The following is a 22,460-nucleotide window of genomic DNA, read 5'->3' as shown; positions in this document are numbered from 1 at the left end:
CGCGGGGTGGAGCAGCCCGGTAGCTCGTCAGGCTCATAACCTGAAGGTCGTAGGTTCAAATCCTACCCCCGCAACCATTAAGACCCTACCCGATCCGCCGCCCATGAGGGCGGCTTTTGCATTTGTACCGGACGCGGCGAAGTCGAGGATGGAGGCCAGTGCGCCGACGAGGAGCACCTGGACATCGCCGCGACTCCTGCCGGCAGATACCTCGATGCGGTCGATCATGTTGCGAATGATCTCCATGGCTTGGGGGCGGGCGGCCTCGTCTCCGAGCAATGTCTCGAGCTCGGTGACCTTGCGACGGTAGAGTTCGCCGATGTTCGGGTGGAGCTCGAGCCCGGGTGCGGGGTCCAGGCTCCGCAGATCGCGTTCGAGCATGTCCTTGCGGGCTTCCAGCTCTGTGAGCTTTGTACGCACCATGCCGGGATCGCCATCTCCCTCGATGATGAAGGTGAGGCACCGTTCGATGCCACGCTCCACCTTCTCGAGTTCCTTGCGACGCGCGGCGGTGCTCTGGTTCCGGGTCCGTCTCAGCCGGGCAACCTCAGCCCGAAACGCCTCAGCGAATTCGTCGATCAGATCCTGTCGGCCGCACAGGATATCGCGCAGCCCGTTAAGGATGCGTGTCTCGAGATCCGCGGCGCCGATACTGACGGGACAGGTACAGGTTCCACGCTCACGACGTGCCGAGCACGAATAGCGCTCGCGGTTGATGATCGTCATCGCCCCGCCACATGCGCCGCAGCGAACCAGCCCCGACAGTAGGCGCTTCTTGGTTTGACGCTTGTTACCGGCCTGGGAGCTATAGCGCCGCCGAATGGCCTGCGCGGCCTGCCAGGTGACATCGTCGATAATCTGGAGTTCTGGCACCTCCTTGATGATCCATTGCTCTTCGGGGTTCGGCCGCGATAGCCGTTTGCCGGTGTCGGGGTCCTTCACAAAGCGTTGCCGGTTGTAGGTAATCCGACCCAGGTAAAGTTCGTTGTTCAGGATCCCGTTGCGACGTTGTCGGCTCCCGTTGATCGTGGAGGCATTCCAGAACCCGCCACGCGGGCTCGGGACGCCATCGTGGTTCAGCTGCGCCGCGATGGCACGGGGCGTTGCCCCCGCGACATAGGCCTCGTAGATGCGGCGCACGACGGCCGCCTGGTCGGGGTCGATCTCGCGCTCGCCGCGCACGAGTGCTCCGTCTTCACCGATCCTGCGGATCATCCGGTAGCCATAGCTGTTGCCACCGGGGATGCGTCCGGCTTCGACGCGCCCGCGTTGCCCACGACGGGTCTTCGATGCGAGATCCTTCAGGAAGAGGGCGTTCATCGTGCCCTTGAGGCCGACATGAAGTTCGTCGATCTGCCCTTCGGAGAGGGTGAAGAGGTCGATCTCGGCGTGTTTGAGCCGCTTGAAAATGCCGGCGACATCTTCCTGGTCACGGCTGATCCGGTCGAGCGCTTCGGCGACGACGATATCAAAGGCGCCCCGCCGTGCGGCGTCCATCAGGGCGAGCATGCCGGGACGGGTCTTGAGGTTGCTGCCACTGATCGCGGAATCGCTAAAGACGTCCGTCACCTCGTGGCCCGCTTGCTCGGCGAATTCTCGGCAGAGCCGGACCTGGTCGTCGATCGAAGCGGCGGACTGAAGGTCCGAAGAGTAGCGAGCATAGATCGCTATTCGGCTCATGATGCGTTCCTCTTCTTCGTCTGGGCCAAGCGTTTGCGCAGCTTCGCCACCGAGTTCCTAATGCGGCGACCGGCGACGATCTGGTTGGCCTGAATGTAGTGCGATTCCGCGGCTCTTGGGTCAATGTGCCCCAAGAGCGGGGAGGCGATCCCGACATGCTTCGGATCTTCGAGAGCAACAAAGGTGGCGGCGCAGTCGCGAAACAGGTGCGGATTGATCGATCGTCCGAAGGCACGCTCGGTCGTTCGGGTGATCGCGGCGTGAATGGATTTGGGCTTCATCGGGGCTCCGTAACGTGTGATCCAAAGCCGTGGGTTCTCCCTTCCCTCGAGCAGGATCGGCCGCACGACAGTGAGATAGTGATCGATCTGCTCGGTAAGGGTATCAGCGATTGGTGCAGAAAACGGATGGCCGGTCTTCGTCTCGGGCCCGGCGAAACGCAGACGGTACCCCGATGCGTCGCGCTGCAGGTGGCGATCGATCTCGATCGCGCTGAAGTTCCCAAGCCTGACGGGACAAATGCTGAGCAGGGCGACCATCAGCGCGTCCCGATAGGCCCCGGCGGCATCGCGCATTGGGGGATTGCGTGTCACCTCGTCCATGCGTCCAAGGGCCCAGTCGAGGATCTCGTGCGCCGGCTGAAGCCGCTGCAGCTTGTTGCGACGATCTACGGTGCCTTGCTCATGGAACCGAGCAACCTTGCGCAGCCACCGGAAATCCTCTTCGGGCGCCATGGCCTGTATGGCGGCAAGGAGTTCTGCCAGACGCCCCCAGATCGTCCAACTGGCGAGTTCTTGTGCATGGAGTTCCGTGATGTAGCCGCGCACATGCTCTGCTGTCACGCGCTCGGCGGGACGTTGCCCATTTGACATCAGTCCCGCCCGGATCAGGTAGGTGAGCCAGCGGCCATAGCCCTTGCGATACTTCTCTCGGGTCTCTTCTCGCCAGTGATGGCCGGGGCCAACGGTGCCTTCGAGCAGATCGCCGGCAGCCAAGGCGGCATCCCAGGCACGACGATCGGCCTCGGGCCAGAACTGGAGCTGCAGGCAGCGGCGTGCAGGGTCTTCGAAGGGTTGGAGATGATCAGCCACGTGCGATCCTCTTCTTGGTCAACTGCTGGCGCGCTGCAGTCACTGAGGCCTGGTAGTGCTTGACGGCATTCTTCTGCTCGAACTGCGCATAGGCCTTCATGGCGGTTTGCAGAGTGTCGCCAATGGCGTGTCCAAGCGTCGCGAAATCGCCGGGGTGGATCATGCAGTGGATCTTTCCGGCGATGCTCCGAAACAGATGGGGGTGAATGTCGAGGCCGGTCTGCTCATGGATCGTCTTCTTGATCAGTGCCGACAGGGCATGCACGCGTTTGGGGCTGCCGTCCCGTGCCGGGAAGAGGAACTCGGAGGGCTCCTGCAACAGAACGGGGCGGTGCTGGCTCATGTAGAGGTCGAACAGTTCGAGCGCGTCGCCCGTCAGTTCGAAGGACAGGTCGCGATTGTTCTTCACCTCCGCGCCCGGGATCGTGATCAGGAGGCAGGCCTCACCCTTGACCCGAGCGCGGCGAATGTGTCGCTCGAGGCTGAGGCGGCTCAGATTACCCATCCGCATGGGTGCGTGCAGCAGGATCTCGATGCAGAGCGCGGCCTGGATCATGAGGGCGTGTCGATGCTCGCGCAGATCGCGGCCTTCGACGCGTTTACGCAGCTGGCGTGGAAGATCCAGCAGGAGTGCGAGGTTCTCCTCATCTTCGAGCTGTTCGAGCCGCGCCTGGTTCTTGGCCCGCAGACCGTCGACGTCCAGGTTCAGGCGTTTGCAGAGGCCTGCAAGCGCTTCGAGGTGCTCGGTGTCGACCTTGACGTGATACTTGGCGAGGGACTTCATCCCGATTGCGAGGCCGTGGATCGCTTCTGTCGGCTTGCCGCCGAAACGGTCCAGCAGGAAGCGCAGGCCCGCTTTGATCCGATCAAGATCGACCAGGCAGCCGAGATCGTGCATCTCTTCCATGGAAATGGAGGCGCCGCGCACGATTGCGGAGGCCATCTCCCGGATCATGAAGCGCCACCGCTCGATGCTCGCCGGTCGGAGTGGCCTTGCCGGGCCATCGCCGGACAACGGATCGGGATTGGCGAGGCGGTCGATCCAACGCTCGACATCTGTCTGGAAGCTTTCTGGAAAGCGCTCCAGCGGAAAGGTCCAGGGCTCTCTCTGGCGCGGATAGGTGAGGGGCGGCGAGGGCCAGTCCGGCAGTGTCTTGTGCAGACGGTTCCAGACCGAGACGATGGCGCCCACCTTGGCCTCCGGCTTGTCCGTGAAAGTCTCGCGTGTCAGGGCCGCTAGCAAGCCGGCGATATGCGCGTCCTCGACGGCATCAGGTTGAACACCGAGTGCCGTACAGAATTGGGCGAGTTGTGTGAGCTTCCAGGCGTCAGGTTTGGTGGGCACGCTCTCGAGCAGATGTGCCCATTCGGTCGACGGCTCGCGCAACCAGTCTGCCCGGGCGCGCGATGCGCCGCAGAGTTCGAGCGCCTTCAGCACGTCCGAGCGAATGTTCTTCAGGCGCTTCTCGGAGATGCCAGCCTGCACGGGATGGATACGGCGCAGGCGGATCTGCACCCAGTTGATATTGGCCGGGACCTCCTCGGGCGCGCGATCGATCAGGCGGCAGACGCTGCGCACCGCGGATTTGAGATCGCGACACCGCATGGCCGGGATCTGGAGCTCATCGAGCTTGGTCAGGACCTGGCTCATCATCAGGCTCTCGGGGCTGACAAACGGGTTCTCACTGGGTTGGCAGGTCATCGGGCAGGCTCCACATTGGTCAACGATGGACACGGGCAAACTCGGGTGGTCAGGGCGTCTTCTTCGGGACAACGTAGCACAACAATCCGGCTCCGATTGCTCGGGTCCGTTGTCCCGACGTTCCGATAAGGCATTGTCGTGGATGGACATTCTTGGCCTTCCATGGTCAACGCTCCAACCGGTCGCGAACGAAGCGATCGAGGTCCTGGGGGCGGATGCGCCACTGGTTGCCGAGCTTTGCGGCGGACAGTTCTCCACTCTCGATCCAGCGGCGGATTGACTTGATCGAAACCCGCAGAAGCTCGGCGGCTTCGGGTATGGTGAGCAGTTGTTCAGGGGTGGTTGCGGGGCGGGAACGCATCGCTGGGGTTTTCCTCGGTCAGGTCTGGCCGCGCGGAGGCAACGAACTCTTCGGCGGTCCGCCGCGCCAACAGACGCACCAGCGCGCGCAGGGGATCCTGCGTGGCGCTTGTGTCATCGTCGTGCTGGCTGTGGCGGGGCTCGCCCATCGAAGCATCCTCTTGCGGTACAGCAGAGGATATCGGTGACCAGGACCTGGCCCGTCAGCCCGCGATCGGCCCACCTGGACCTGGGCTGCTGCCGAGCTAACGCCTTAGAGATCTTTGATGTAGCGCTGGATGCTTGTCCGGGAGGGGGGCTCCCGGCCAGTCTCGTCTTGGAATGCCCCTTGGAGTTCCAAGATCAGTTCGTTCTGCGAAAGACCCGGCTGTTTTGTTCGGAGTTCTGCGTAGGTTCGCTGAAACCACGCCTTGTCGAACCGGGATCGACCCTGCACCTCGCTGGGGCGACGCCAGAGACGTTCCGTATCGGCCCGCAGGACCCGAATGCCGAGCCAGGGTACCACCTTCTGACCGCTCGCGAGTCGACGATACGGTCCCTCGACATCGTGGATCAGATCGCTCCACTCGATGCGAGGGATCTCCTCGAAGGCGGCATCGGGTGTCGAGCGACGCCCGAACGCAACCAGGTGACCACTTTGCAGAGCATTGAAGAGATCGCCGACGCTGCCGCGCTCGGGATACTCTCCACGCATCGACGGGTAGAACATGAAGGCCTTCCAGTCTTCCTCGTTCGGCGGCGCGAACTGCGCCACAAGCGACATGTCCCGAAAGACGACCCAGGCCGCCGCCTCAACCAGGGTCCAGTATTCCTGCTCGATCGTCGACATATGCTCCTGTCGTCAGCTCATCGCCAAACGCATCAATGTGCAAACGAAGCCTATGCGCCGATCGGATGTCACACAATTAATTCCGTGCCCGCACAAAAGACGCTTCGCGAGGCTTCCAGGTGGGTCCAAGATCGACGAGGAAGTGGACGATCGCCTTCGTGAGGGCAAAGGCACGGGAGCGATAGCTTGCCCGCGTCGTCGGAGGGTGCGCGCGTTCTGGGTAGCCGACGAGCCCGATCTTTCCGCTTGCGTCGCTCACGAACAGCTTCGGGAAGGTCACCTCGTCCCCGGATGTCACGATCCCTGTCTGATAACGCAAGGTGAGCCGACAGGACCTTAATGTTGCGCGACGGGCGCTTCTGACTTCGCTGGCCTCGGTGCGTGTCCGCCGGTCGTTGAGTGCAGCCGAGAGTTTCAGGCGCAGTCGGCCGAGGAAATGGCCCTTTTGCCGGAGGCGGCGGTCGTGGAGATGTTGACCGACTACGCAGTGATGCATGAGCAGGGCGGGTGTGTAGATCGGCCTCAACGAGGCGGACTGCAACGACCAAGGCGCGTTAGACGCCGCCAAATACCGCTTCGTCGTGCCCGTGGATGGCACCCACCTCTTCGGCTCGACGCCTACGGACAACGTCAACGCCAGCACAGCGGCCTGCATGAGCAGGCGGTTTGTGCCGAACGGAACGACCGTGGTCAGGCGATGGGCTTCTGCGGCCAGTCCTTCAGACGGCCGAGGCGCTCGAGCAGGGATTGCCTGAGATTGCCCCGTCCTGAGCCGTGATGCAGATGGCGATGGCAGTTCGGGCAGCAGCCAACCGCATTGTCGACGGTGTCTGGCCCGCCCTCTGCCAGCGGGCGCACATGGTGTACCTCCAAATACGGTTCGCCGTCGTCGCGCTGGAACGGGGCTTTGTCACCGCAGGCCTCACAGGACCCGGCGGCCTGTTCAAGCACCCACGCGATTACGTTCGGATCCCGGAGAAAGCGTTCCGATGAACCACTCGCCCGCTTGACGTCATTCTGTCCTTCAGGAGGTGTCTTGCCCTGCGCGGACGAACGTCTTGCCTTGCGGCGCGCGTTGGCCACACGCTTGTGGAGCTCTTCCTCATCCGACGTTGGGGCTTCCGTCCAAACCGACCCACCGTTGCGTCCCGTGAAGATACCCTCGAGCTGATCCATTGGCATGGCGGCCGCTTCTTGCGAGCGCACAATGAGCTTCATTCTCTTGCTGTTATTGCCGGTGGAGTTCGACGTGTTCTGAAACGCGGCGGATTGGCGGCCGATTGCGAGGCGCAGTTCATTGAAGTCGCTCACTGCAGCCATTCTAAGTGGCCGTGGGTAGCCCTCAGGCCAGACAACGCGTTCAGATTCAGGCAGCCCTAGCGCCTTCGCGCTAGCCACCTGGATCTCGTCGAGGCGCATGTCATGCTCGGCCATGCGCTTCAGGTGCAGAAGCATTCCATCGATGTAATTCTTGTTCCGGCTGGGGTTCGGGCCATGGTCTGACCCGCCCCGAGACTCCACTGTGAGGGCAAATCCATCCGGCAGCTTCTCGAGCGTAAATTTCGCATCGAGCTCCCGGCCCGTATCGTCCCTCGGGTTCAGCACATTTTCACTCCATAACCGCTCAAGCCATTGATACGCCAAACGGGCCGGGCGCCAAGGTGTTCAGGGGACTCTGGCATGGCTAGGTGTCAGGAACTGAAATTACATCCGCTCGAATGACAGAAGATAACTCCTCGTCGCCGATCTGGAGCTGACGCTCATTCGACCGCAGCCACGCTGACAGAAGGTCGGCGGTGGCGTTCACCTGATCCAGCCTCCGAAGAGCGCACTCCCAAACAGTTGCGACGCGCCACTCGTCTTCCAGAAGTTTTGCATGAACTGCTTCGTCCCGAGCGACATTCGCAGTGAACTTGGCCTGCCAGAACTCCTGGCGTGTCGATGGCGTGGTAGCGTAACGGCAACTCTCGTGGCGATGCCAGAAACAGCCATGCACGAAGACGATGGCACGATACTTCGGCAGAACGAGGTCCGGTCGACCGTGGACCGCCCTAGAATGGAGCCGGAATCGGAAACCGCGCGCGTGCAACGCCCGTCTCAGCGCTAGCTCGGGCTTCGTGTCCTTTCCCCTGATCCCTGCCATCATTCGGGACCGGGTCTGCTGATCGACGATATCTGTCACATGCGTCCTGGTTTTCGTCCCTGAACCTGGTATACACCGGCTGAATGAAGTTCGTCAGGAGTCTGATTTGCCTTCGACTTTCGGCATCGTTGATTTGTTCGCCGGCCCCGGCGGACTCGGTGAGGGGTTTGCATCCCTTGTAGAGGATGGCCACGCGCCGTTCCGGATCGGCATCTCAGTCGAGAAGGAGGCATCGGCGCACCGGACGCTGACACTGCGCGCGTTTCTGCGCGCGTGCCGGTCGCGTCATGGCAGCTTGCCGAAACAGTTCATCGATTTCCATGCGGGGGAAACTTCTGAACCGGACTGGTCGGAAGTCGATGCGTCTGCTTGGCAGTTGGCCGTCGAGGAAGCCCGCGGCCTAGAGCTCGGAACCGAGGCCGCAGCAACAGCGATCGATGCCGCCATCGAGAAACTGAAGTCGGGGTGCGACGACACGATCCTGATCGGCGGCCCGCCGTGTCAGGCCTACTCCCTCGTGGGTCGGGCGCGGTCGAAGGGCAAGGTCGGCTATGTCCCGGAAGAGGATGCGCGGCACTATCTCTTTCGCGAATACATCCGGGTTCTCGACAAGCTTCGCCCGGCCGCATTCGTTATGGAAAACGTCAAGGGCATGCTTTCGTCCACAGTCGAGAGCCGACTTGTCTTCGAGATGCTGATGGAGGACCTGTCCTCTCTCGGCACAGGTCACGCCCATCACTACGAACTTCGTGCCGTCCGGGTCGAGGATGGCAAGGCCAGCCTGCAGGAGGCGTCACATCCCGCGGATTTCATCGTGCGCGCCGAGGAGTTTGGAGTCCCGCAGCGTCGCCACAGGGTGATCATCGTCGGCATCCGTTCGGATCTCGCAGGTCGCGCTGCCGATGGAGAGATCGCTGTATCCGGGATTGAGCGGACCGTCCGCGATGTCATCGAAACTATGCCCGCCTTGCGAAGCGGCATCAGCCGCGGGCTTGACGACGCGGCTGCCTGGCGAGCAGAAGTCCTCGACGCCGCGAAGCTGCTGGCCGGGATCTCCAAGGGCCAGGAGAACCGTGCACTTCGCGAAGCGTTCCTGTCCGTTTCCAAGCGAGTAAAGGACAATACGCATACCATTCGCGCGGCGACACGTTTGCCGGATGGCTATGGCAGTTCGAACGATGAGTTGCTCCAGTGGATCGAGCGAGCAGAACTCCGCGCGATCGCCCAGCACGAGACGCGCGGGCACATGGCGTCGGATCTGGGCCGCTACCTGTTTGCTGCCGTGTTCGGGACTGTCCGTGGCTACAGCCCGAAGGCCGCCGATTTTCCTCTGGTGCTCAGCCCCGATCACCGCAACTGGCACAGCGGTGTCTTCAATGACCGTTTCCGGGTTCAGCTGGCGGACGAGGCATCGACCACGGTCACGAGCCACATCTCGAAGGATGGTCATTACTTCATCCATCCCGATCCCGCGCAGTGCCGCAGCTTGACGGTGCGTGAAGCTGCACGCCTGCAGACATTCCCTGACGACTACCTGTTCATGGGCAATCGGACCCAGCAGTACGTTCAGGTTGGGAACGCCGTGCCGCCGTTCCTCGCGAAAAAGCTGGCGTCCCTACTAGCTTCGGCATTGGGTTTTACTGCTTGAGGCCTTTCCGCCACCCAAGCGATCAAACGTGAAGACTTGCCGACGACGTGTTACTCTATCGAGATGTTAAGACTTATGCCTATCAATTCCTCAATGCTCCTTGCTGTGCCCCCCGATGCTCATCCAGCTGAGACCAGAGTCGGCGGTTGAATTGAAGCGAGACCCAACCTTGGGAGGTGACCACGCGCGGTCTATTCACAATTGTCTTTTTTGATTTATTCTTCTGATGGAATGTCTTCCGGCGGCGTCTAATCCGGTTCATTCGGATCAGGCAATGTTCTATGAATCGGACTAAACGCTCCCTTTGTTTCGTCGCTCATTCTTCGTCTTCCGTTCCCTATGTGGCTTCAAGAGGAGTCATCGCCCAAGCTCCGGGATGCCGCTGCGATCCAATTTAAGATCAGCATTCTTCACCTTTGCCCACGTATCCGCTCGTTTTGCTACCTCAGAGAACTGTTGACCCGGAGCGATCCTATTGAACTCTGAATTTACGACAACGGCCCAATCCCAGAGCAGGTCGCGCAGACCACCTGAAATCCCTTGCCGCATCCAGATCTGTTCGAGGTCGAGCCTGTCGCCAAGTCTGTCAGCGACCACTGAAACGACGTAGGTTGCGATGTTGACCCATCCTTGGCGAAACACCTCCTTTGCTTCCTTGGTCTTGATCATGCTCTCGATTGCCTTGAAAAGAACAACCTTGGCGATCATCGCTCGATACCAGCGGGCATCGAGTGGGTTGGGCACAATGTTCGGATCGTCATCGAGAGCAGCCATGAAGGCCGCGAAGTTCTTTTCACCAGCCATTGCGACCTGGTTCGGCTTGCAGCGCCACGCTTCATGATACTTGGCGATGTCGTTCTTTGTCAGCTTGCGCTTCGGCGGGATCATCTCCTTCAGATTTCGCCTTTTTGCTGGTGTGGTGCCTTCTCTGAGCAGCATGACGTTATAGGCGCCGGCTGCGCGCTCGTAGAACCATCGCGTTGCACCGTCGGGGCACCACGTTTCGTTCGCGAGTTTCTCAAGCTCTCGATGGAACGGGCGGTTCGCCGACAGGTCGGACATTTTCACCGCGTTCTGACTGTTCGCATAGCGGGAAACGTTGCTGATAAGTCTCTCGCGCGCTTCGTCCTGCGACCCCTTGAGGATGATGATCTTCGCAGGGACCATTACATGGCTGAGATCGATGGTGCGATCGTCGCGGGATGAGAAGTAGATGGTCGAGGTCGTCTGGCCGCCATTCACAATCTGCAGCCCCTTCAGGAAAGACAGGCCTAGGTCCCCGTCCTCAGTCCGCTCGAAGGCCGCTTCGTCGCAGACAAGTACGAGGCCATTGTTGAAGGCGAGGAAGTGCTCCGGCTCCTTTCGGAGCGTCTCGACGATGCCGTTGTTCACGGATTTCTTTCGGCTGGCCCCCAAGAAAGTGCGAACATTTGCTTCCAGCAATCGCGTCCCGAAACGCAGGTACAGGTCGCGAATGAGCTGTCCCGGAATTGCCGTCAGCGCGTACTCATAGTCGGCATCGGGATCGGGGACATGGACACAAGGCAGCGGGCGACCGATCGACTGAACAAGACTGACGGAGAGTTCGTCGCGAGGCTTGCCCTCGGTGTGGCGGAACAGCCTCTCCATATCCATGGCCTCGACAGCTACCATCTTCTGGTGAACCTCCTTGTTCGAGAACCGTTTGGTCTTTGTTTTGCCGTCCGTAATTACGAAAACACGAAGTCGGTCGATTTCTCCCCAGCGAGAGCGAATGGTTGCCACAAGGTCCCTGACCGGATGGGTCGGATCAATTCTTGCGTCGAGGTTGCCGCTGGCCGCACGAAAGAGAAAGCGAACGCCCTCGCTTGCGGTTGCTGTCGCATCCGAGTCCTTGAGATCGTTCAGCTCGTCAGTCCCGAAATAGTGGGTCACGAAGAGGTCGAGAGACGTTTCATCAGAACTGAGCGCATAGCCCGTAATGCGGAGTTTGGCGTTTCCGACCTTGCCGCTCCAGTGGCAAACGGTTGGTGCCTCGCAAATCCCTGTTTCTGCGACATGCTCCATGACCATTTCCGCAAAGACGAGCTCATCCGAAGGAAATGGGCCTTCGCCGGCCTCCACACGCTCGGCGATGATGGTCTGCAGGTCGGATCGAAAGTTGCGGTGAAACTCTTCGAGGCTCATGTCATTCCAGTCCAAATTCGTTGATCAGCTCCGGAATCCCAATTGAAGGGACTTCCAAGGCATCGAGGTCGAGTACATAGGCGGCTGAACGGATGGCGGCTGGCAAGGAGGCACGCATGAGGCGCGGCATGTCACCTTCCGAACGGAATGTCCTTGCATCCTTCAATGCCAGCGTTCGGCCGTAGAGCAGTGCATGCTCTTCGAGGTATCCCATCACCATGAGCAATGCCTCGAAGCCGCGCTGAACTCCGGCCAGTCCAAACCTCTCGCGGAGTTCAGACACGAGGTCGACAAGCGAGAACCCGTCCGTATTTTCCTCGAAGCGGAAGGCGCAAAGGAAGATGGGAGCTCTGTCGCCATCCAGCTGCTCGATGCTGTTGATCCGCGCAAGGAAGCTCCCGGTCCGGACCGTGCTCTTCACCTCTATCGCGCCACCCCGAACGTGGAAATCCTGTGCAGCCCGCAACGGTCCCTGCCAGCAGTCGAGAGCACCGGCTCCGAGGGAGGTGTCCGTGAGCAGCCTGAGCATCCAGAGTTCGCCGAGCAGGCCGATCTGTGCATCGGACGAAAGAGGGCGGTGGGTTCGAGCCATGAACGCCTGCCACTCCCTTACCCGTTCGAGGAAGGTCTCCATGACATCGCGGCCCGCGCTGTTGGCTGCTGCCTCCAGAGTTCTCAAGACATCAACGACCATGATGGCGAAGATGTCGGGGGAGCCCTCCGGCCGTCTGACGAGAGCAATCGCCGTCTTGCCTGCGAATGCGGACTGACCCTCGATGCAGGATACGTCGAAGCCCTTGCCTTCAGGAAGCTTTGCCGGGTTCACCGGCCACGATCCCGGAAAGGAGACGATCAACGCCTCCCGTCCGAGAGGGAAGTGACACCCCGCCTCAACCGAGACGGCGCCCACGTCAGTGAGATGCACAAATCGCCAGTCTTCCGCCGCTTCCTGCCGTGCGAGCGCTCGCCAGGCGCGCGCAATCCCATCTTCAGTCCACCCAGTCATTGAGGCCTCCCCATAGAACGCTGTTGGCGATGTACCTCGAGTTGGAGACCCTTCTCTCGGAAGTGCTTGACGGAAAACTGATGGCCCAGGCGACGACGGGATCGGCACTCCTCAGTTCATCGACACCCGCACCCTCGGGATCGAGCAGATAGAGCATGAGCAGGCCGCGTTCCCGGCGAGCCGGAATGCCCGCTTCGGCGATGCCTTCCCCGAGTACGTGACGGATCTGTGGGCCTCTCGGTTCGGAGGGCGGCTCCTTGCCTTCGTTTCGATCCGTGTCGTTGCGCCAGGTCTTCTGGCTGAGATCGAGCGCTGCCTTCCATTCCGCCTCGGTCAGATCGATGGCCTGATCGCGAGGCGAGATCAGGGTCTTGATCGAGTATCGATCCGCATGTTCAGTCGTGCGCTTGCGCTGGAGCATGTTGACCGAACAACCACCTGCTGAGCGGTGCTTGTCATCCGGGCCGCTGTCCTTGCCGATCAGTGCGATCGTCCAGTTCGTCAACTCAAGATCCTTGTTCATCTCCTCGATGAAGTCCGCGATCAGCGGACTCATGATCCGGAAGCTGGCGGGGTGGGTCCTGTAATCCCGAAGGAACGAGATGACGCTCAGAGCCGGTACGTCTCGCCAGAGGTGACCGTTCCACTTCTGACCTTGTGGAACGAAATGCTGATCGTTCAGATCCGTCGATGGACCGAGTGCGTTGATGAACCGATCTGTAGCATTGAAGTTCGCCGTGATGTCGTCCTTGCGGTTGGGAAACACGATCGTCTGCAGAAGGTCGCCCGAATAGGTCAGCTTCATTGCGCGAGCGTTTCGCATCTTGGCCCGAGAGGTGACCGTCAGCACCGAATGCGATTTCACCCGCAGACCGAACTGTTTTGGCGTGGCGCCGGCCGCGACCATGTTGTCGAACTCCTGGCGCAACTCTTCGGCGGCGTCGGCTATATGGCCGAACCACTCCACCATTTCCTGTGATGTGTAGAGGCGGCAGACATCGAGGTAGCCGTCGCGGTAGCCGAACCAGCGCCCCATTTGCATGAGCGTGTCGTACATGCGCGCGGTCCGAAGGAAGTAGCTCGTACAGAGACCTTCGAGCGTCAGACCACGCGCCAACTTGTCGCCGCCGATGGCAATCACCTTGAGGCCGGTGCCATCGTTCTCGGCATAGTCGAGTGCATCCTTGGCCGTGCCGTTGATCTCGCGCACGCGAATGTCGGAAAGGATGTCGGGGAGGACGGTACGAATGTCCTCCCAAGAGAAATCCTCCAACGTTTCACCTTCAACGAGTGCAGAGCGGATTCCCTTCATGCCTGGTCGGAAGGTATTTTCATATTCCTTGCGCATGGACGCCTCGAGGGCCGCAAGCTCGATGCCGCGAGTGTAGCGGCCCTTCAGATCCCGCACGTACTCTGCGACCTGGTTGACCACAGCGTTCTGTACCGAGGTGAAGCGGGTAACGTGGATGAGCATCGAGGAGTGTTTGCTGCCCTGTCCGCGCAGCTTCCTCACGGCACAGGCATAGACGAAGGAGCGGATCGCTTCTGCGAGCGAGTTCGGCACACGGTCCTCCCCCTGCCATCGTGGCCGGTAGCCGTTCTTGTGTCTTGGCGGCATCCACGGCTGGAACTCATCGTCCGAAAGCCGGCGCACCAGAGGCAGGTCTTCCGGCGTGCTGGAAGCTGATCCGAAGACACGGCCCGGTCCGACATAATTCGATGGTGCCGCAAGGCTGGTGATGAAGGCTGCGGGGAAGAGGTCCGGTCCGTGCTCCTGAGTCTCCCCGCGGTCATGAATGAAGATGTTCGCAAAGGGTGTCGCCGTGTAACCGACATAGGCCTTCCGCGAGAAATGGTGGAGGATCGACCGGATCAACCTGTTGATCGTCTTGGGCTCGTGCTCGAGATCCGGGTTGCCGAACTCGTCCACGACATCTTCACCGGTGTCGACAGATCCGTGATCGGACTCGTCGTCGATCACTAGGAGAGGCAGGTTGGTGACGAGTTTGCGACCTGTTACGGGGTCGACGTGATTGGCCACACGGTTGCGGATCCAGTGCAGCAGGCGCTCCAGCACCGTCTTGTTCTTCTTGACGACGAACAACCACGGTCGTTGTTCCGGGCTGACGTTCATCTTCGCGGCAACGGCCGTGTTGAAGTCGCCCTTGTCGCTCCGATTCGTTGCAGCATTGGGACGGACCGACATGTCCTTGTCGATCAGTCCGACCCCCACTGTTGGGAGCTCGTCAGCATCCGCGATGGTGGCAAAACCGAGAAACCCCTCGTCAAGGCGGATCTGGGTCTGTGCTCTCAGGTTGTTGTGCAGGCCGGCAAGCACGATGATGATCTTGTAACCGGCGTCGGCAGCCTTGCAGATCAGTCCGGTATAGTTGCCTGTCTTCCCCGACTGGACGTGGCCCACGACCAGGCCGCGACGATCCCATGCACCTTCCCGGGTCGGGTCCTCGAGCTGCGAAAGGACTTCGTCAGTGGCGACGTCGAGAGCATCGAGGGCCGTCCAGGGGATGCGCGCTTCCATGTACTCCGAGTAACGCTGCCAATAGGTCCAGCCCTTCTTCCTTTCTGCATCAAGCCAGGCGACATGGTCCTCACCGCTCGACAGGGTGGCGTTCTCGCCCACCGTGCGGCTTGAACGGCGGATCAGTTCGTCAACCAGCGCGTCCCGATCAACAAGGGCGAAATCATCCTCCATCATGATCGACAGCTTGGTCAGCTCCTTCTCGATCATTTCCGGTGTGACAGGGCTCTGAGCGCGTTCCGCAGCAAGGCGGAGCATGTTCTGGGCCATGGAAAGAATTGAATCGAAGGCCTTCTGGTTTGAAATCGTCATTGCGTGTCTTTCGCTTCAAGGGCTGCAACCAGGTCGAGGTGCCGGTCGAATGGGGGCGTGCGACCGAGCCGCTCGCGCGCCTCGGTCGGGCTGAGCCCGCGGAACTTCACTAGTGCTTCAAACATCGAGGACAGGGTCTCCATCACCTCGTTCTCGGCCGCTCCGGTGAAACCAGTTCTCGGCGTCTCCTTGTCTTCCGCCGTATCCAGCCAGATACGCTGCACGGGCACCGTCTCTTCGATCAGCCTCAGAAGAGCGAGGATGTCGGGCTTGAGTGGGCCGGCGCGATCGAGGATCGAGGCGAGAAGATCATGGTCACGAGCGATCCGGTAAGACGTTCCTTGTGCCGAACGCCGCACTTGCCAGGCTTCGGCGACTGCGTTCGGGCGCGTGCCTGAGGCCGGGGTCACGTGTCCTCGGTGGGCGAAGACCCGCCGCGCCGTGTCGCGTGTTTCTGTTGCGAGACGATGAAGCTGGGATCGCAAGCGCACCGGGGGGCTGGCCGTCGATTTCAGGACATTGATCTTCCAATCGGCATCCGCGCTGTTCGGTATGTCGAGCCGGATACGAGCGAGCCTGTGAGCTTCATCGCGCGGCCATGGCTTGCCGCCATCGCCGAGGCCAAGCCAACCCCCAGCGAGAAGGAGACGCTTGTTGCGGTAGACGTAGAAGCCCTCCTGCTGCGTCCATCCTCCGGGCCCCGCCGCCGCTTCCTGCTCGGCAGGCTTGAGCATGTCGCGATGCGGAAGGACATGGCATTGCACGGTCACACCGGTGGTGTGGAGGATCCGATACTCGGGGCTTTCGAGCGCCTTGCCGGGATGACCGAGGAGGTACGGATCCCAAGGCTTCAATCCTCGGCCATTGAGCGAGAGGCGCAGCATGGGCAGTTGGCCATCGATGAGGCGATGGAAGGTCATCGCAAGATGCGCCTCCACGCGATCCGCGAGCTCGATCATGTCGGTGGGCGCGAAGCCATCCGTCACGATACGGTCCAGTTTCTCCCAGAGTACGACGGTGCCGTGGGCCATCTGGTCCAACGGCGCAAGCAAATGCTCTGATCCCGGCGACGGTCCCTCGAAGAGCGGCCAATCGGCCCCGGGTTCCTGACCGATGAGATCGAGGTCCCAGCGCAGGCAGACGACCGGTCCACCTTCCTTCCGACTGGCGACGGTGAGGCGACGAGCCTGAGAGAAGCTGGCCGTCTTTAGGCCCAGCCCGAAGCGCCCGAGGTCGGTGGCGGCGCGTTCAGCCCTCGGATCGCGAGCGCCAAGGCGCATGCCGGCCTCCAGAGCCGCGTCGTCCATGCCGTCGCCATCATCGACGATTCTTACCCAGCTCTCTGTACCGGCCCACTCAAGATGAACGGCGACGTCGCGTGCATTTGCAGCGATGGAATTGTCAACCAGATCGGCAAGTGCGGTGGGAGCCGCGTAGCCGAGCCCACGCAAAGATTCGAGCATCGAACCGGCATGCGGGGGAGCATTTCTCACGGTCATTGGCATTGCCCCCTGTCAGAGTCTGCCAGACCGAGGCGGCTCAGCTTTCCAATTACGGCATTCCGGCTGGTTTCCCCCAGTTCCTGCGCAATTTCACTTGCGCTCATACCGGCTGCCCAGAGTTCTCTGAGGCGATCAACTCGACTCTCGGACCAAGTTGTAAGTACTTGACTCTTTTCTACTGGTTCCGCTGGGCTATGCTGCTCTCGCTCGGTCGAAGATGAACCCTTTGAACCGCGGCTGCTGTCGTAGCCCAGCAACTCCTGGAGCCGGCGCTTGCGGCCCGGGTGGGAAAGGCGATCAAGGCCCTTCGCTTCGATCTGACGAATGCGCTCGCGCGTCACGCCGTAGATCTGACCGATTTCCTCAAGGGTCATGTCAGAATCGCGCCCGATACCAAAGCGCATCCGGATCACATCAGCCTGACGTTCCGGCAGCTCAGCTAGTGCGTCTGTCACGATCCTTTCGGTTTCTGCCTCGTCGAAGACATCCACTCCCGCAGGCTCGGGTAGCAGGTCGTCCCAGTCGTCAAGGCTTTCGGGATACTCGGCTTCACGCGGGATGCTGCGGAACTGTCTGACCTCGTCGATTGTCCATTCGAGCTCTTCGGCGAGTTCGAGGTCGGAGACGGCACCGCCGACCCGAACGTCCAGCCTCTCGAGGGCGCGATCGAGCTTGGTGATCTTCTCGTTCCGATGCACGGGGATGCGGATCGCCGCGCCTTCATCAGCGCGCCATCGCGTGATGGCCTGTCGCATCCAGTAAGTGGCGTAGATGAGGAAGCGATAGCCACGCTCGGGATCAAATCGCCTTGTGGAACGCTGCAGACCCATAAACGCGACCTGGAACACGTCTTCTGGATCCTCGCCTTCCTCCACGTTCCGCGAGGCAAACCGCCGGACGTAAGGCAGATGCTCGCGGATTAGGTGCTCGGTAGCAGCTTCGGAGATCAGTATTTCGGCTTCCAGCTGACTGGCCTCGGCTTGGCACGCTGGGGACTGTTGCAGTCTGCGGACCAACTCCTTTTGGAATGCCCGAGAGAGATCCAATGCCTCGAGCGCAGCAAGTGCCTCTCTTCGTCGTTTGCCGTCCATCACCCGGCCGGTAGTGTGCCAGGACCTCAGGGCGTCCGCGGCGGCCAATACTTCGGACGTCTCTGCATGGCCCGGGCGCGAGAGAATTATGGTTCTCAGGGAGACCGAGCCGGGGTCTCGCGAACCGTCGCGGACTCTGTCCATGACTTCGAGGATCGTTTCGACAGCGGTCTTGGAGGCAAGGATGCCCAGCTGGAGTTCCTGCTTGGCCCGCATCATTGGCTCAAGCAGTTGCAGCTCTTCTGATTTCTCCATGACGAAACGCTGTGTGCCAGGCAGCCGCGTCTGACGTGAAAGTGCTGCCTCGATCGCGTCAGCAAGGTCGTCGGACGAAGTGTCCGAGGCAGAGTCCCAGAGAACGGCATCGTGCCCCGGAACCTGATTGAAGTTGAATTCAGCTGCTTCAAGATTGCGCTGGAGGTTGGTTTTCAGTTCCTCGAGATCACCATTCCCTTCGCAACTGGCGACGAGGCGGTCGATATCGTCGAGGGAGCAGTGCCCCTTTGCCAGAATTTCTTCCGCCCAGTTGAAGCAGAGGTCCGGGTCGATCGACATCCGTGTGCTGGTCTGGACGACTGCTCGTTTGAACGATTGTCGGCCGCGGTTCCGGACCTGCAGGAAGTCACTTTCTCCACCGTGATCGGTCGGCACCGCAGCGCCGGAGCCGATGCCCTCTCCGGCGATCGGTGCGGGTGAAAGATCAAGTTCCCAATCAGCGTCCTCATTATCCAAGACTGCCGGCGATGAGTTAAGGACCGCGAGGAATGTTCCTGAGGCCGTCTGGTTTGCAGTCTTGTCGAAGAATACTTCCGGTTCTTCTTCGGCTTCGAAACTCAATTGATCCTCGAGTTCTGCCATCTGCACCGGATTGCCTGATGTCGCGCTATCTCTTGCAAGCTCGACAGGGGGCGACGACTCTGCTTTTGGCAAGGAATCCGGGAGGGCATTCTCGAGCGGTTCAGTTTGTCCTCTGGGGCGCTCATGTATGCCAAGTCTGTGGAGTTCAAACAGCACTGCACCGGGTGTCAGAACTCCTCCAAATGCCTTTGCGATCTCGCTGGCACTTCGACCGTCCGACCACATCCGTCTGAGAATCTCGATTCTCTCGCCAGTCCAGAACGTACCGGCGTGCCATTGACACAGCGTTTTGGCGTGAATGTTCTGCGACAGCTGTTCATCGGCATGAGTGAAAGGCTGGGGTGCGGATTCGTCAGGTTTTTCCGGTGGGTTCGAAAGGTCGTCGGATTCGACGAGTATCTGTTGATCTTCTGGTGAATCCACGCCGGGGCGCGGTTTGTTCAGCATTCCGAGACGAAACAGTTTGCTGAGGACGGCATTGCGACTTGCGCCACCCAGCTCTCGCGCGATTTGACTTGCGCTCTGGCCTTCGGCCCAGAGTGTCTTGAGACGCTGGACCCGCTCGTCCGACCAGGATGAGTTCGAGCTCCCGTCGCGTGCCCTCAGAACTGCATCATCTCGCGGCGATCCGCCTGCAGTCGGAGATATCGCCCTGGAAGCGCCTTCGAGCGTAGCTGCGGTCATACCGGCATTCGGAATCCCTCGAACCCCTTGAAGCTGTTCCGGCTGTAGCGGTTCGCCAACAAGCGAGTACAGAAGTTGCGCGGCGAGACTGTGTCCCTCTTCGAGAGCGATGTCGGCGGGTGTTTGCCGTTCGTTATTCAGGGCGCGGGGATCGGAACCCGAACCAACGAACAAATCACAAAGCGCAAGATTTCCAAGGCGTGCTGCGATGTGGAGCGGTGTGTCCCCCTTTGCGTCCGTGGCATGAAGACGAGGAGATGCAGCGAATTGCGCGAGGCTGTCCATCGCTCCCGCTAGGATCATGCGCACTTCAGACGGTGTCAACGGTCCTCGAACTTCAAGCGCATCAGTCTGAGTTTCCCGACTATTTGGCTCGACGGGTCCTCCTTCACGAGGAGCCGCACCGTTCTGCGCTACAGCTACAATGCGAGCGGAACCGGGTGGTTCGGCGGGTTTCTCCGAACGTCGATCCGGGATCGGTGGGATCTGGGCGGAGTCGGCAGAATGACGTTCCGGTTCAGGCGCCAATTGAATGCCACGCCCCAGAAGACGGGAGATTCTATCCATGAACTTCATGGAAGACCTCGCTGTTGAGAAGCACGATCTGTTGATCCTGCGGTCTTCTGGCAGACGGGTCGGTATCGAGCCCGAGCCGTCTCAGCGCGTAGTAGAGAAGCGCGCGCCGGACCTTGATCTTGGCCTTGCCGCAACGCATTCCATAGTCGAGTGTGATGACGTTCGCCTGCGTCTCAGAGATCTCGGGTTGGGGTCCCACTTCCAGTGTAACTTCCGAGTGCCAGTCGCGGTCGTCGTCGCCAGACGCTTCTCTGCCTCGCTCGATTGCGCCGCTGCGCGACAGCTCTTCGAGTTCGGCGAGAGCGGCGCCCCGCTTGTCATGCGCGAATCCGGCGCCCACGAGAACCATGAGTTCCCCTATGGTCTTGCCGCGCGGAAAAGCAGAGATCGTCGTCAGTATTAGGGACATGGGCTGCAGCTAGATTCAATCGAGATTGGTGGAATTGGTCGCGGAGCGGAACTCTGCCGAAACGTAACCATCTACTTCGAGTAATGCTCCCAAGAGTCTGTTTGGTTATCGATTCCATCTTCCACTGAAGACTTCAACCAAGTAGGTGAAAATTATTCATTTTTCGTCTGCTTGTTCCGCCTGCCGTAATGATTTCTTTCTTCTTCTGTCCATTTGGGCCAAACTGCCAAGAACCTTCGGCGCGTAATGTCAACCGCTCCCATTTAGGCCTTCTGGAGTGTGAAGGCTCACGATCGTCATTTCGAAGACACTGCCTCCGACAAGGCTCGGTGAGTCGAGCCGAGGCTTGGATCAATATCAATTCGGACTCTTCCTGTTTCCCCATTCCGTTAGGAGCAGTGGCCAGCGATTCGAACCTTTGCATTGCTGGGTGACAAAATCAGACATGATGCCGGAGGCATCCTAACCGCCCCACTGGGCGGTCTGGAGGCGACATCAGGTCTCGTGCCAAGCTGGTCTTCATCTACATGCTCTGTAGCAAGCCCATGAACCTCGTCGTTTGAACCAAGAGCAAGGGAGGCTTTGGGTCAAGAATCGTTCTGGGGTCATAGCCAGAACATGGCGGTTGTAGCGAGAGCTACCGCACCAATGTCTGTGACTGTCCCTGGTTGAACAGCTTCGGCGGCAGCCAGAAGGGCCTTGTGCTGCACCCGACCGAAAAGCCTCTTCACTAAGCAGTCCACTTCAGCTTTTGCACCGATCCGTGGGCACGTGATGCCTCATCCAGGCAGTGACGGCATCCTCAATCATGGGAATGATGGGAAATCGCCGCGGCGGTGGTGCTGCACCATCTCCCGGAGCGTGTCCGGCTTCAGCACCTCGACGCTGTCGCCCCACTGATAAAGGTGCCAGGCCATTTCCAGATGGCCGGAAGCGGAAAAACGGACGATCAGCGCACCGTCTTCGTCTTCCGTCAGTTCCTGCAGTGGATGGAAGACAAACTCCCGAGCGACGGCTGCGGCCGCCGGTCGAAAACGCCAGACGACTTCTCCGTACTCGATCTCGGCGTGATAGGAGCCAAACGCCCGACTCGCATGTGTTGCAATGTCGAAGTCGGAATCTCGTGCGAAGGAGTTCTGCTGCAGTCTTGCTTCCGAAATTCGGTCAAGTCTGAACTGGCGCATACTGCCGTCGCCACCCGCCGGCCGGGCGACTAAGTAGCGACGCGTTCCGAGGAGGAGGCCGTGTGGCTCGATCAATCGCTCCTTGCCCTCGATGTCGTTGGCACCCTTGTAGCGGATCGAGAGCTGAAATGGCCCCTTGAGTGCTGCCGAGATGGTCTGGAGCAAAGTAAGATCCGATCGCACCGTTGGCCCCGGGCGCGAGGCAAAGCCCTGGGCCTCGAGCATGGCTTCCGCGTCGGCCTCGGCGCGTCTGGCGTGAGGTCCAGGCATTGCTGCAAGGAGACGGTCACGCAGGCTTCGCAGGCTTCGAACCTCGTCAGCCGCGCCATCCCGTTCCGCTCGTCGGATTGACATGTCGATGGCCGCGAGCTCGGAGTCCCGGATGCCCTGCGAGACGACGAGCTTCAGATCCGCGGCAGGGATTTTCCAATACTTGCGCCTTTCCTCGTCGGTTCGGGTCTCACAATGGGGAAATATGTCTTCGAGTGCCTTCGTCATGCGTTGCGCCGTGCGCCGATCCACCTCGAAGATCTGTTCGATGTCGGTGAGCCCGACGCCGAGGAATCGTGACGCTGCAAGTTCTGCAAGGCGAAGCAGGTCGGACGCTTTCTGGAAAGACATTCTGCCCCCATGACAGTTTCTGACATCTAGGTCGCATAGATTGAAGTTATCGACCAAGT

At 60.4% G+C, this 22,460-nt stretch carries 16 protein-coding genes, 1 tRNA gene and 1 pseudogene; 2 read left to right on the top strand and 16 right to left on the bottom strand.

All coding sequences use genetic code 11. The annotated features are described in order from the left end of the window. Window positions 1-77: transfer RNA gene (locus KTQ37_RS09865), tRNA-Met, on the top strand. Here the strand turns inward: KTQ37_RS09865 and KTQ37_RS09860 are convergent. From KTQ37_RS09860 to KTQ37_RS09820, 9 genes are all read right to left on the bottom strand, one after another. Beyond that, a complete protein-coding gene (locus KTQ37_RS09860) occupies window positions 34-1,680 on the bottom strand; it encodes a recombinase family protein (protein ID WP_218630345.1) in 1,647 nt (548 codons plus the stop codon). The genes KTQ37_RS09865 and KTQ37_RS09860 overlap by 44 nt on opposite strands. Further along, window positions 1,677-2,771, bottom strand: a complete 1,095-nt coding sequence (locus KTQ37_RS09855) for a site-specific integrase (protein WP_218630342.1) — start codon at window positions 2,769-2,771, stop codon at window positions 1,677-1,679. The genes KTQ37_RS09860 and KTQ37_RS09855 overlap by 4 nt, the downstream gene beginning before the upstream one ends. After that, on the bottom strand, window positions 2,764-4,473 hold the full coding sequence (locus KTQ37_RS09850; RefSeq protein ID WP_218630341.1) for a tyrosine-type recombinase/integrase: 1,710 nt from the start codon (window positions 4,471-4,473) through the stop codon (window positions 2,764-2,766). Before KTQ37_RS09850 ends, KTQ37_RS09855 begins: the two co-directional genes overlap by 8 nt. 166 nt (window positions 4,474-4,639) lie before the next feature. Further along, window positions 4,640-4,834: a helix-turn-helix domain-containing protein gene (locus KTQ37_RS09845; RefSeq protein WP_218630340.1), complete on the bottom strand. Its 195-nt coding sequence runs from the start codon at window positions 4,832-4,834 to the stop codon at window positions 4,640-4,642. Next, window positions 4,806-4,982, bottom strand: a complete 177-nt coding sequence (locus KTQ37_RS09840) for a hypothetical protein (RefSeq protein ID WP_218630339.1) — start codon at window positions 4,980-4,982, stop codon at window positions 4,806-4,808. Before KTQ37_RS09840 ends, KTQ37_RS09845 begins: the two co-directional genes overlap by 29 nt. A gap of 104 nt (window positions 4,983-5,086) precedes the next feature. Beyond that, a complete protein-coding gene (locus tag KTQ37_RS09835) occupies window positions 5,087-5,662 on the bottom strand; it encodes a hypothetical protein (RefSeq protein ID WP_218630338.1) in 576 nt (191 codons plus the stop codon). A gap of 76 nt (window positions 5,663-5,738) precedes the next feature. Next, window positions 5,739-6,317: a BREX system Lon protease-like protein BrxL gene (locus tag KTQ37_RS09830; protein ID WP_218630337.1), complete on the bottom strand. Its 579-nt coding sequence runs from the start codon at window positions 6,315-6,317 to the stop codon at window positions 5,739-5,741. A gap of 35 nt (window positions 6,318-6,352) precedes the next feature. Further along, window positions 6,353-7,306 (bottom strand): HNH endonuclease, encoded by a 954-nt coding sequence (locus KTQ37_RS09825; RefSeq protein ID WP_218630336.1) that lies wholly within the window; start codon window positions 7,304-7,306, stop codon window positions 6,353-6,355. 40 nt (window positions 7,307-7,346) lie between these two features. Then, complete coding sequence (locus KTQ37_RS09820) at window positions 7,347-7,805, bottom strand: very short patch repair endonuclease (RefSeq protein WP_459565441.1); 459 nt, start codon at window positions 7,803-7,805, stop codon at window positions 7,347-7,349. Window positions 7,806-7,911: 106 nt separating this feature from the next. Between KTQ37_RS09820 and KTQ37_RS09815 the strand changes: the two genes are divergently transcribed. Continuing rightward, window positions 7,912-9,453 (top strand): DNA cytosine methyltransferase, encoded by a 1,542-nt coding sequence (locus KTQ37_RS09815; RefSeq protein WP_218630334.1) that lies wholly within the window; start codon window positions 7,912-7,914, stop codon window positions 9,451-9,453. A gap of 357 nt (window positions 9,454-9,810) precedes the next feature. Here the strand turns inward: KTQ37_RS09815 and KTQ37_RS09810 are convergent, their stop codons facing one another. From KTQ37_RS09810 to KTQ37_RS09765, 7 genes and pseudogenes are all read right to left on the bottom strand, one after another. Continuing rightward, complete coding sequence (locus KTQ37_RS09810; protein WP_218630333.1) at window positions 9,811-11,619, bottom strand: AIPR family protein; 1,809 nt, start codon at window positions 11,617-11,619, stop codon at window positions 9,811-9,813. A gap of 1 nt (window position 11,620) precedes the next feature. Beyond that, window positions 11,621-12,625 carry a PD-(D/E)XK motif protein gene (locus tag KTQ37_RS09805; protein WP_218630332.1) on the bottom strand — a complete coding sequence of 335 codons (1,005 nt, stop codon included), beginning with the start codon at window positions 12,623-12,625 and terminating at the stop codon, window positions 11,621-11,623. After that, complete coding sequence (locus KTQ37_RS09800) at window positions 12,609-15,476, bottom strand: Z1 domain-containing protein (protein ID WP_218630331.1); 2,868 nt, start codon at window positions 15,474-15,476, stop codon at window positions 12,609-12,611. The genes KTQ37_RS09805 and KTQ37_RS09800 overlap by 17 nt, the downstream gene beginning before the upstream one ends. Further along, a complete protein-coding gene (locus tag KTQ37_RS09795) occupies window positions 15,473-16,939 on the bottom strand; it encodes an ATP-binding protein (RefSeq protein ID WP_236021165.1) in 1,467 nt (488 codons plus the stop codon). Before KTQ37_RS09795 ends, KTQ37_RS09800 begins: the two co-directional genes overlap by 4 nt. A 32-nt stretch (window positions 16,940-16,971) precedes the next feature. After that, the gene (locus tag KTQ37_RS09790) at window positions 16,972-19,896 is read right to left on the bottom strand and encodes a sigma-70 family RNA polymerase sigma factor (protein WP_236021164.1); all 2,925 of its coding nucleotides are present in this window, start codon (window positions 19,894-19,896) and stop codon (window positions 16,972-16,974) included. A 274-nt stretch (window positions 19,897-20,170) separates the two neighbouring features. After that, window positions 20,171-20,437, bottom strand: a pseudogene (locus KTQ37_RS09770) (WYL domain-containing protein); the annotation flags it as partial. A 965-nt stretch (window positions 20,438-21,402) separates the two neighbouring features. Beyond that, on the bottom strand, window positions 21,403-22,401 hold the full coding sequence (locus KTQ37_RS09765) for a helix-turn-helix transcriptional regulator (protein ID WP_218630329.1): 999 nt from the start codon (window positions 22,399-22,401) through the stop codon (window positions 21,403-21,405). Between the last annotated feature and the right edge of the window lie 59 nt (window positions 22,402-22,460).

The sequence above is a fragment of the Sedimentimonas flavescens genome (assembly GCF_019264375.1).
Lineage (GTDB): Bacteria > Pseudomonadota > Alphaproteobacteria > Rhodobacterales > Rhodobacteraceae > Rhodobacter > Rhodobacter flavescens.
Note: the sequence above shows the minus strand (reverse complement) of the source record. Positions and strands in the feature narration are given on the sequence as shown.

Bases quoted from the DNA above. Each gene is read 5' to 3' on its own strand.
- KTQ37_RS09830 (WP_218630337.1), bottom strand. From the start codon at position 6,317: ATGCAGGCCGCTGTGCTGGCGTTGACGTTGTCCGTAGGCGTCGAGCCG.
- KTQ37_RS09810 (WP_218630333.1), bottom strand. From the start codon at position 11,619: ATGAGCCTCGAAGAGTTTCACCGCAACTTTCGATCCGACCTGCAGACC.
- KTQ37_RS09805 (WP_218630332.1), bottom strand. From the start codon at position 12,625: ATGACTGGGTGGACTGAAGATGGGATTGCGCGCGCCTGGCGAGCGCTC.
- KTQ37_RS09820 (WP_459565441.1), bottom strand. From the start codon at position 7,805: ATGGCAGGGATCAGGGGAAAGGACACGAAGCCCGAGCTAGCGCTGAGA.
- KTQ37_RS09800 (WP_218630331.1), bottom strand. From the start codon at position 15,476: ATGACGATTTCAAACCAGAAGGCCTTCGATTCAATTCTTTCCATGGCC.
- KTQ37_RS09860 (WP_218630345.1), bottom strand. From the start codon at position 1,680: ATGAGCCGAATAGCGATCTATGCTCGCTACTCTTCGGACCTTCAGTCC.
- KTQ37_RS09850 (WP_218630341.1), bottom strand. From the start codon at position 4,473: ATGACCTGCCAACCCAGTGAGAACCCGTTTGTCAGCCCCGAGAGCCTG.
- KTQ37_RS09765 (WP_218630329.1), bottom strand. From the start codon at position 22,401: ATGTCTTTCCAGAAAGCGTCCGACCTGCTTCGCCTTGCAGAACTTGCA.
- KTQ37_RS09840 (WP_218630339.1), bottom strand. From the start codon at position 4,982: ATGGGCGAGCCCCGCCACAGCCAGCACGACGATGACACAAGCGCCACG.
- KTQ37_RS09790 (WP_236021164.1), bottom strand. From the start codon at position 19,896: ATGGACAGCCTCGCGCAATTCGCTGCATCTCCTCGTCTTCATGCCACG.
- KTQ37_RS09845 (WP_218630340.1), bottom strand. From the start codon at position 4,834: ATGCGTTCCCGCCCCGCAACCACCCCTGAACAACTGCTCACCATACCC.
- KTQ37_RS09795 (WP_236021165.1), bottom strand. From the start codon at position 16,939: ATGCTCGAATCTTTGCGTGGGCTCGGCTACGCGGCTCCCACCGCACTT.
- KTQ37_RS09835 (WP_218630338.1), bottom strand. From the start codon at position 5,662: ATGTCGACGATCGAGCAGGAATACTGGACCCTGGTTGAGGCGGCGGCC.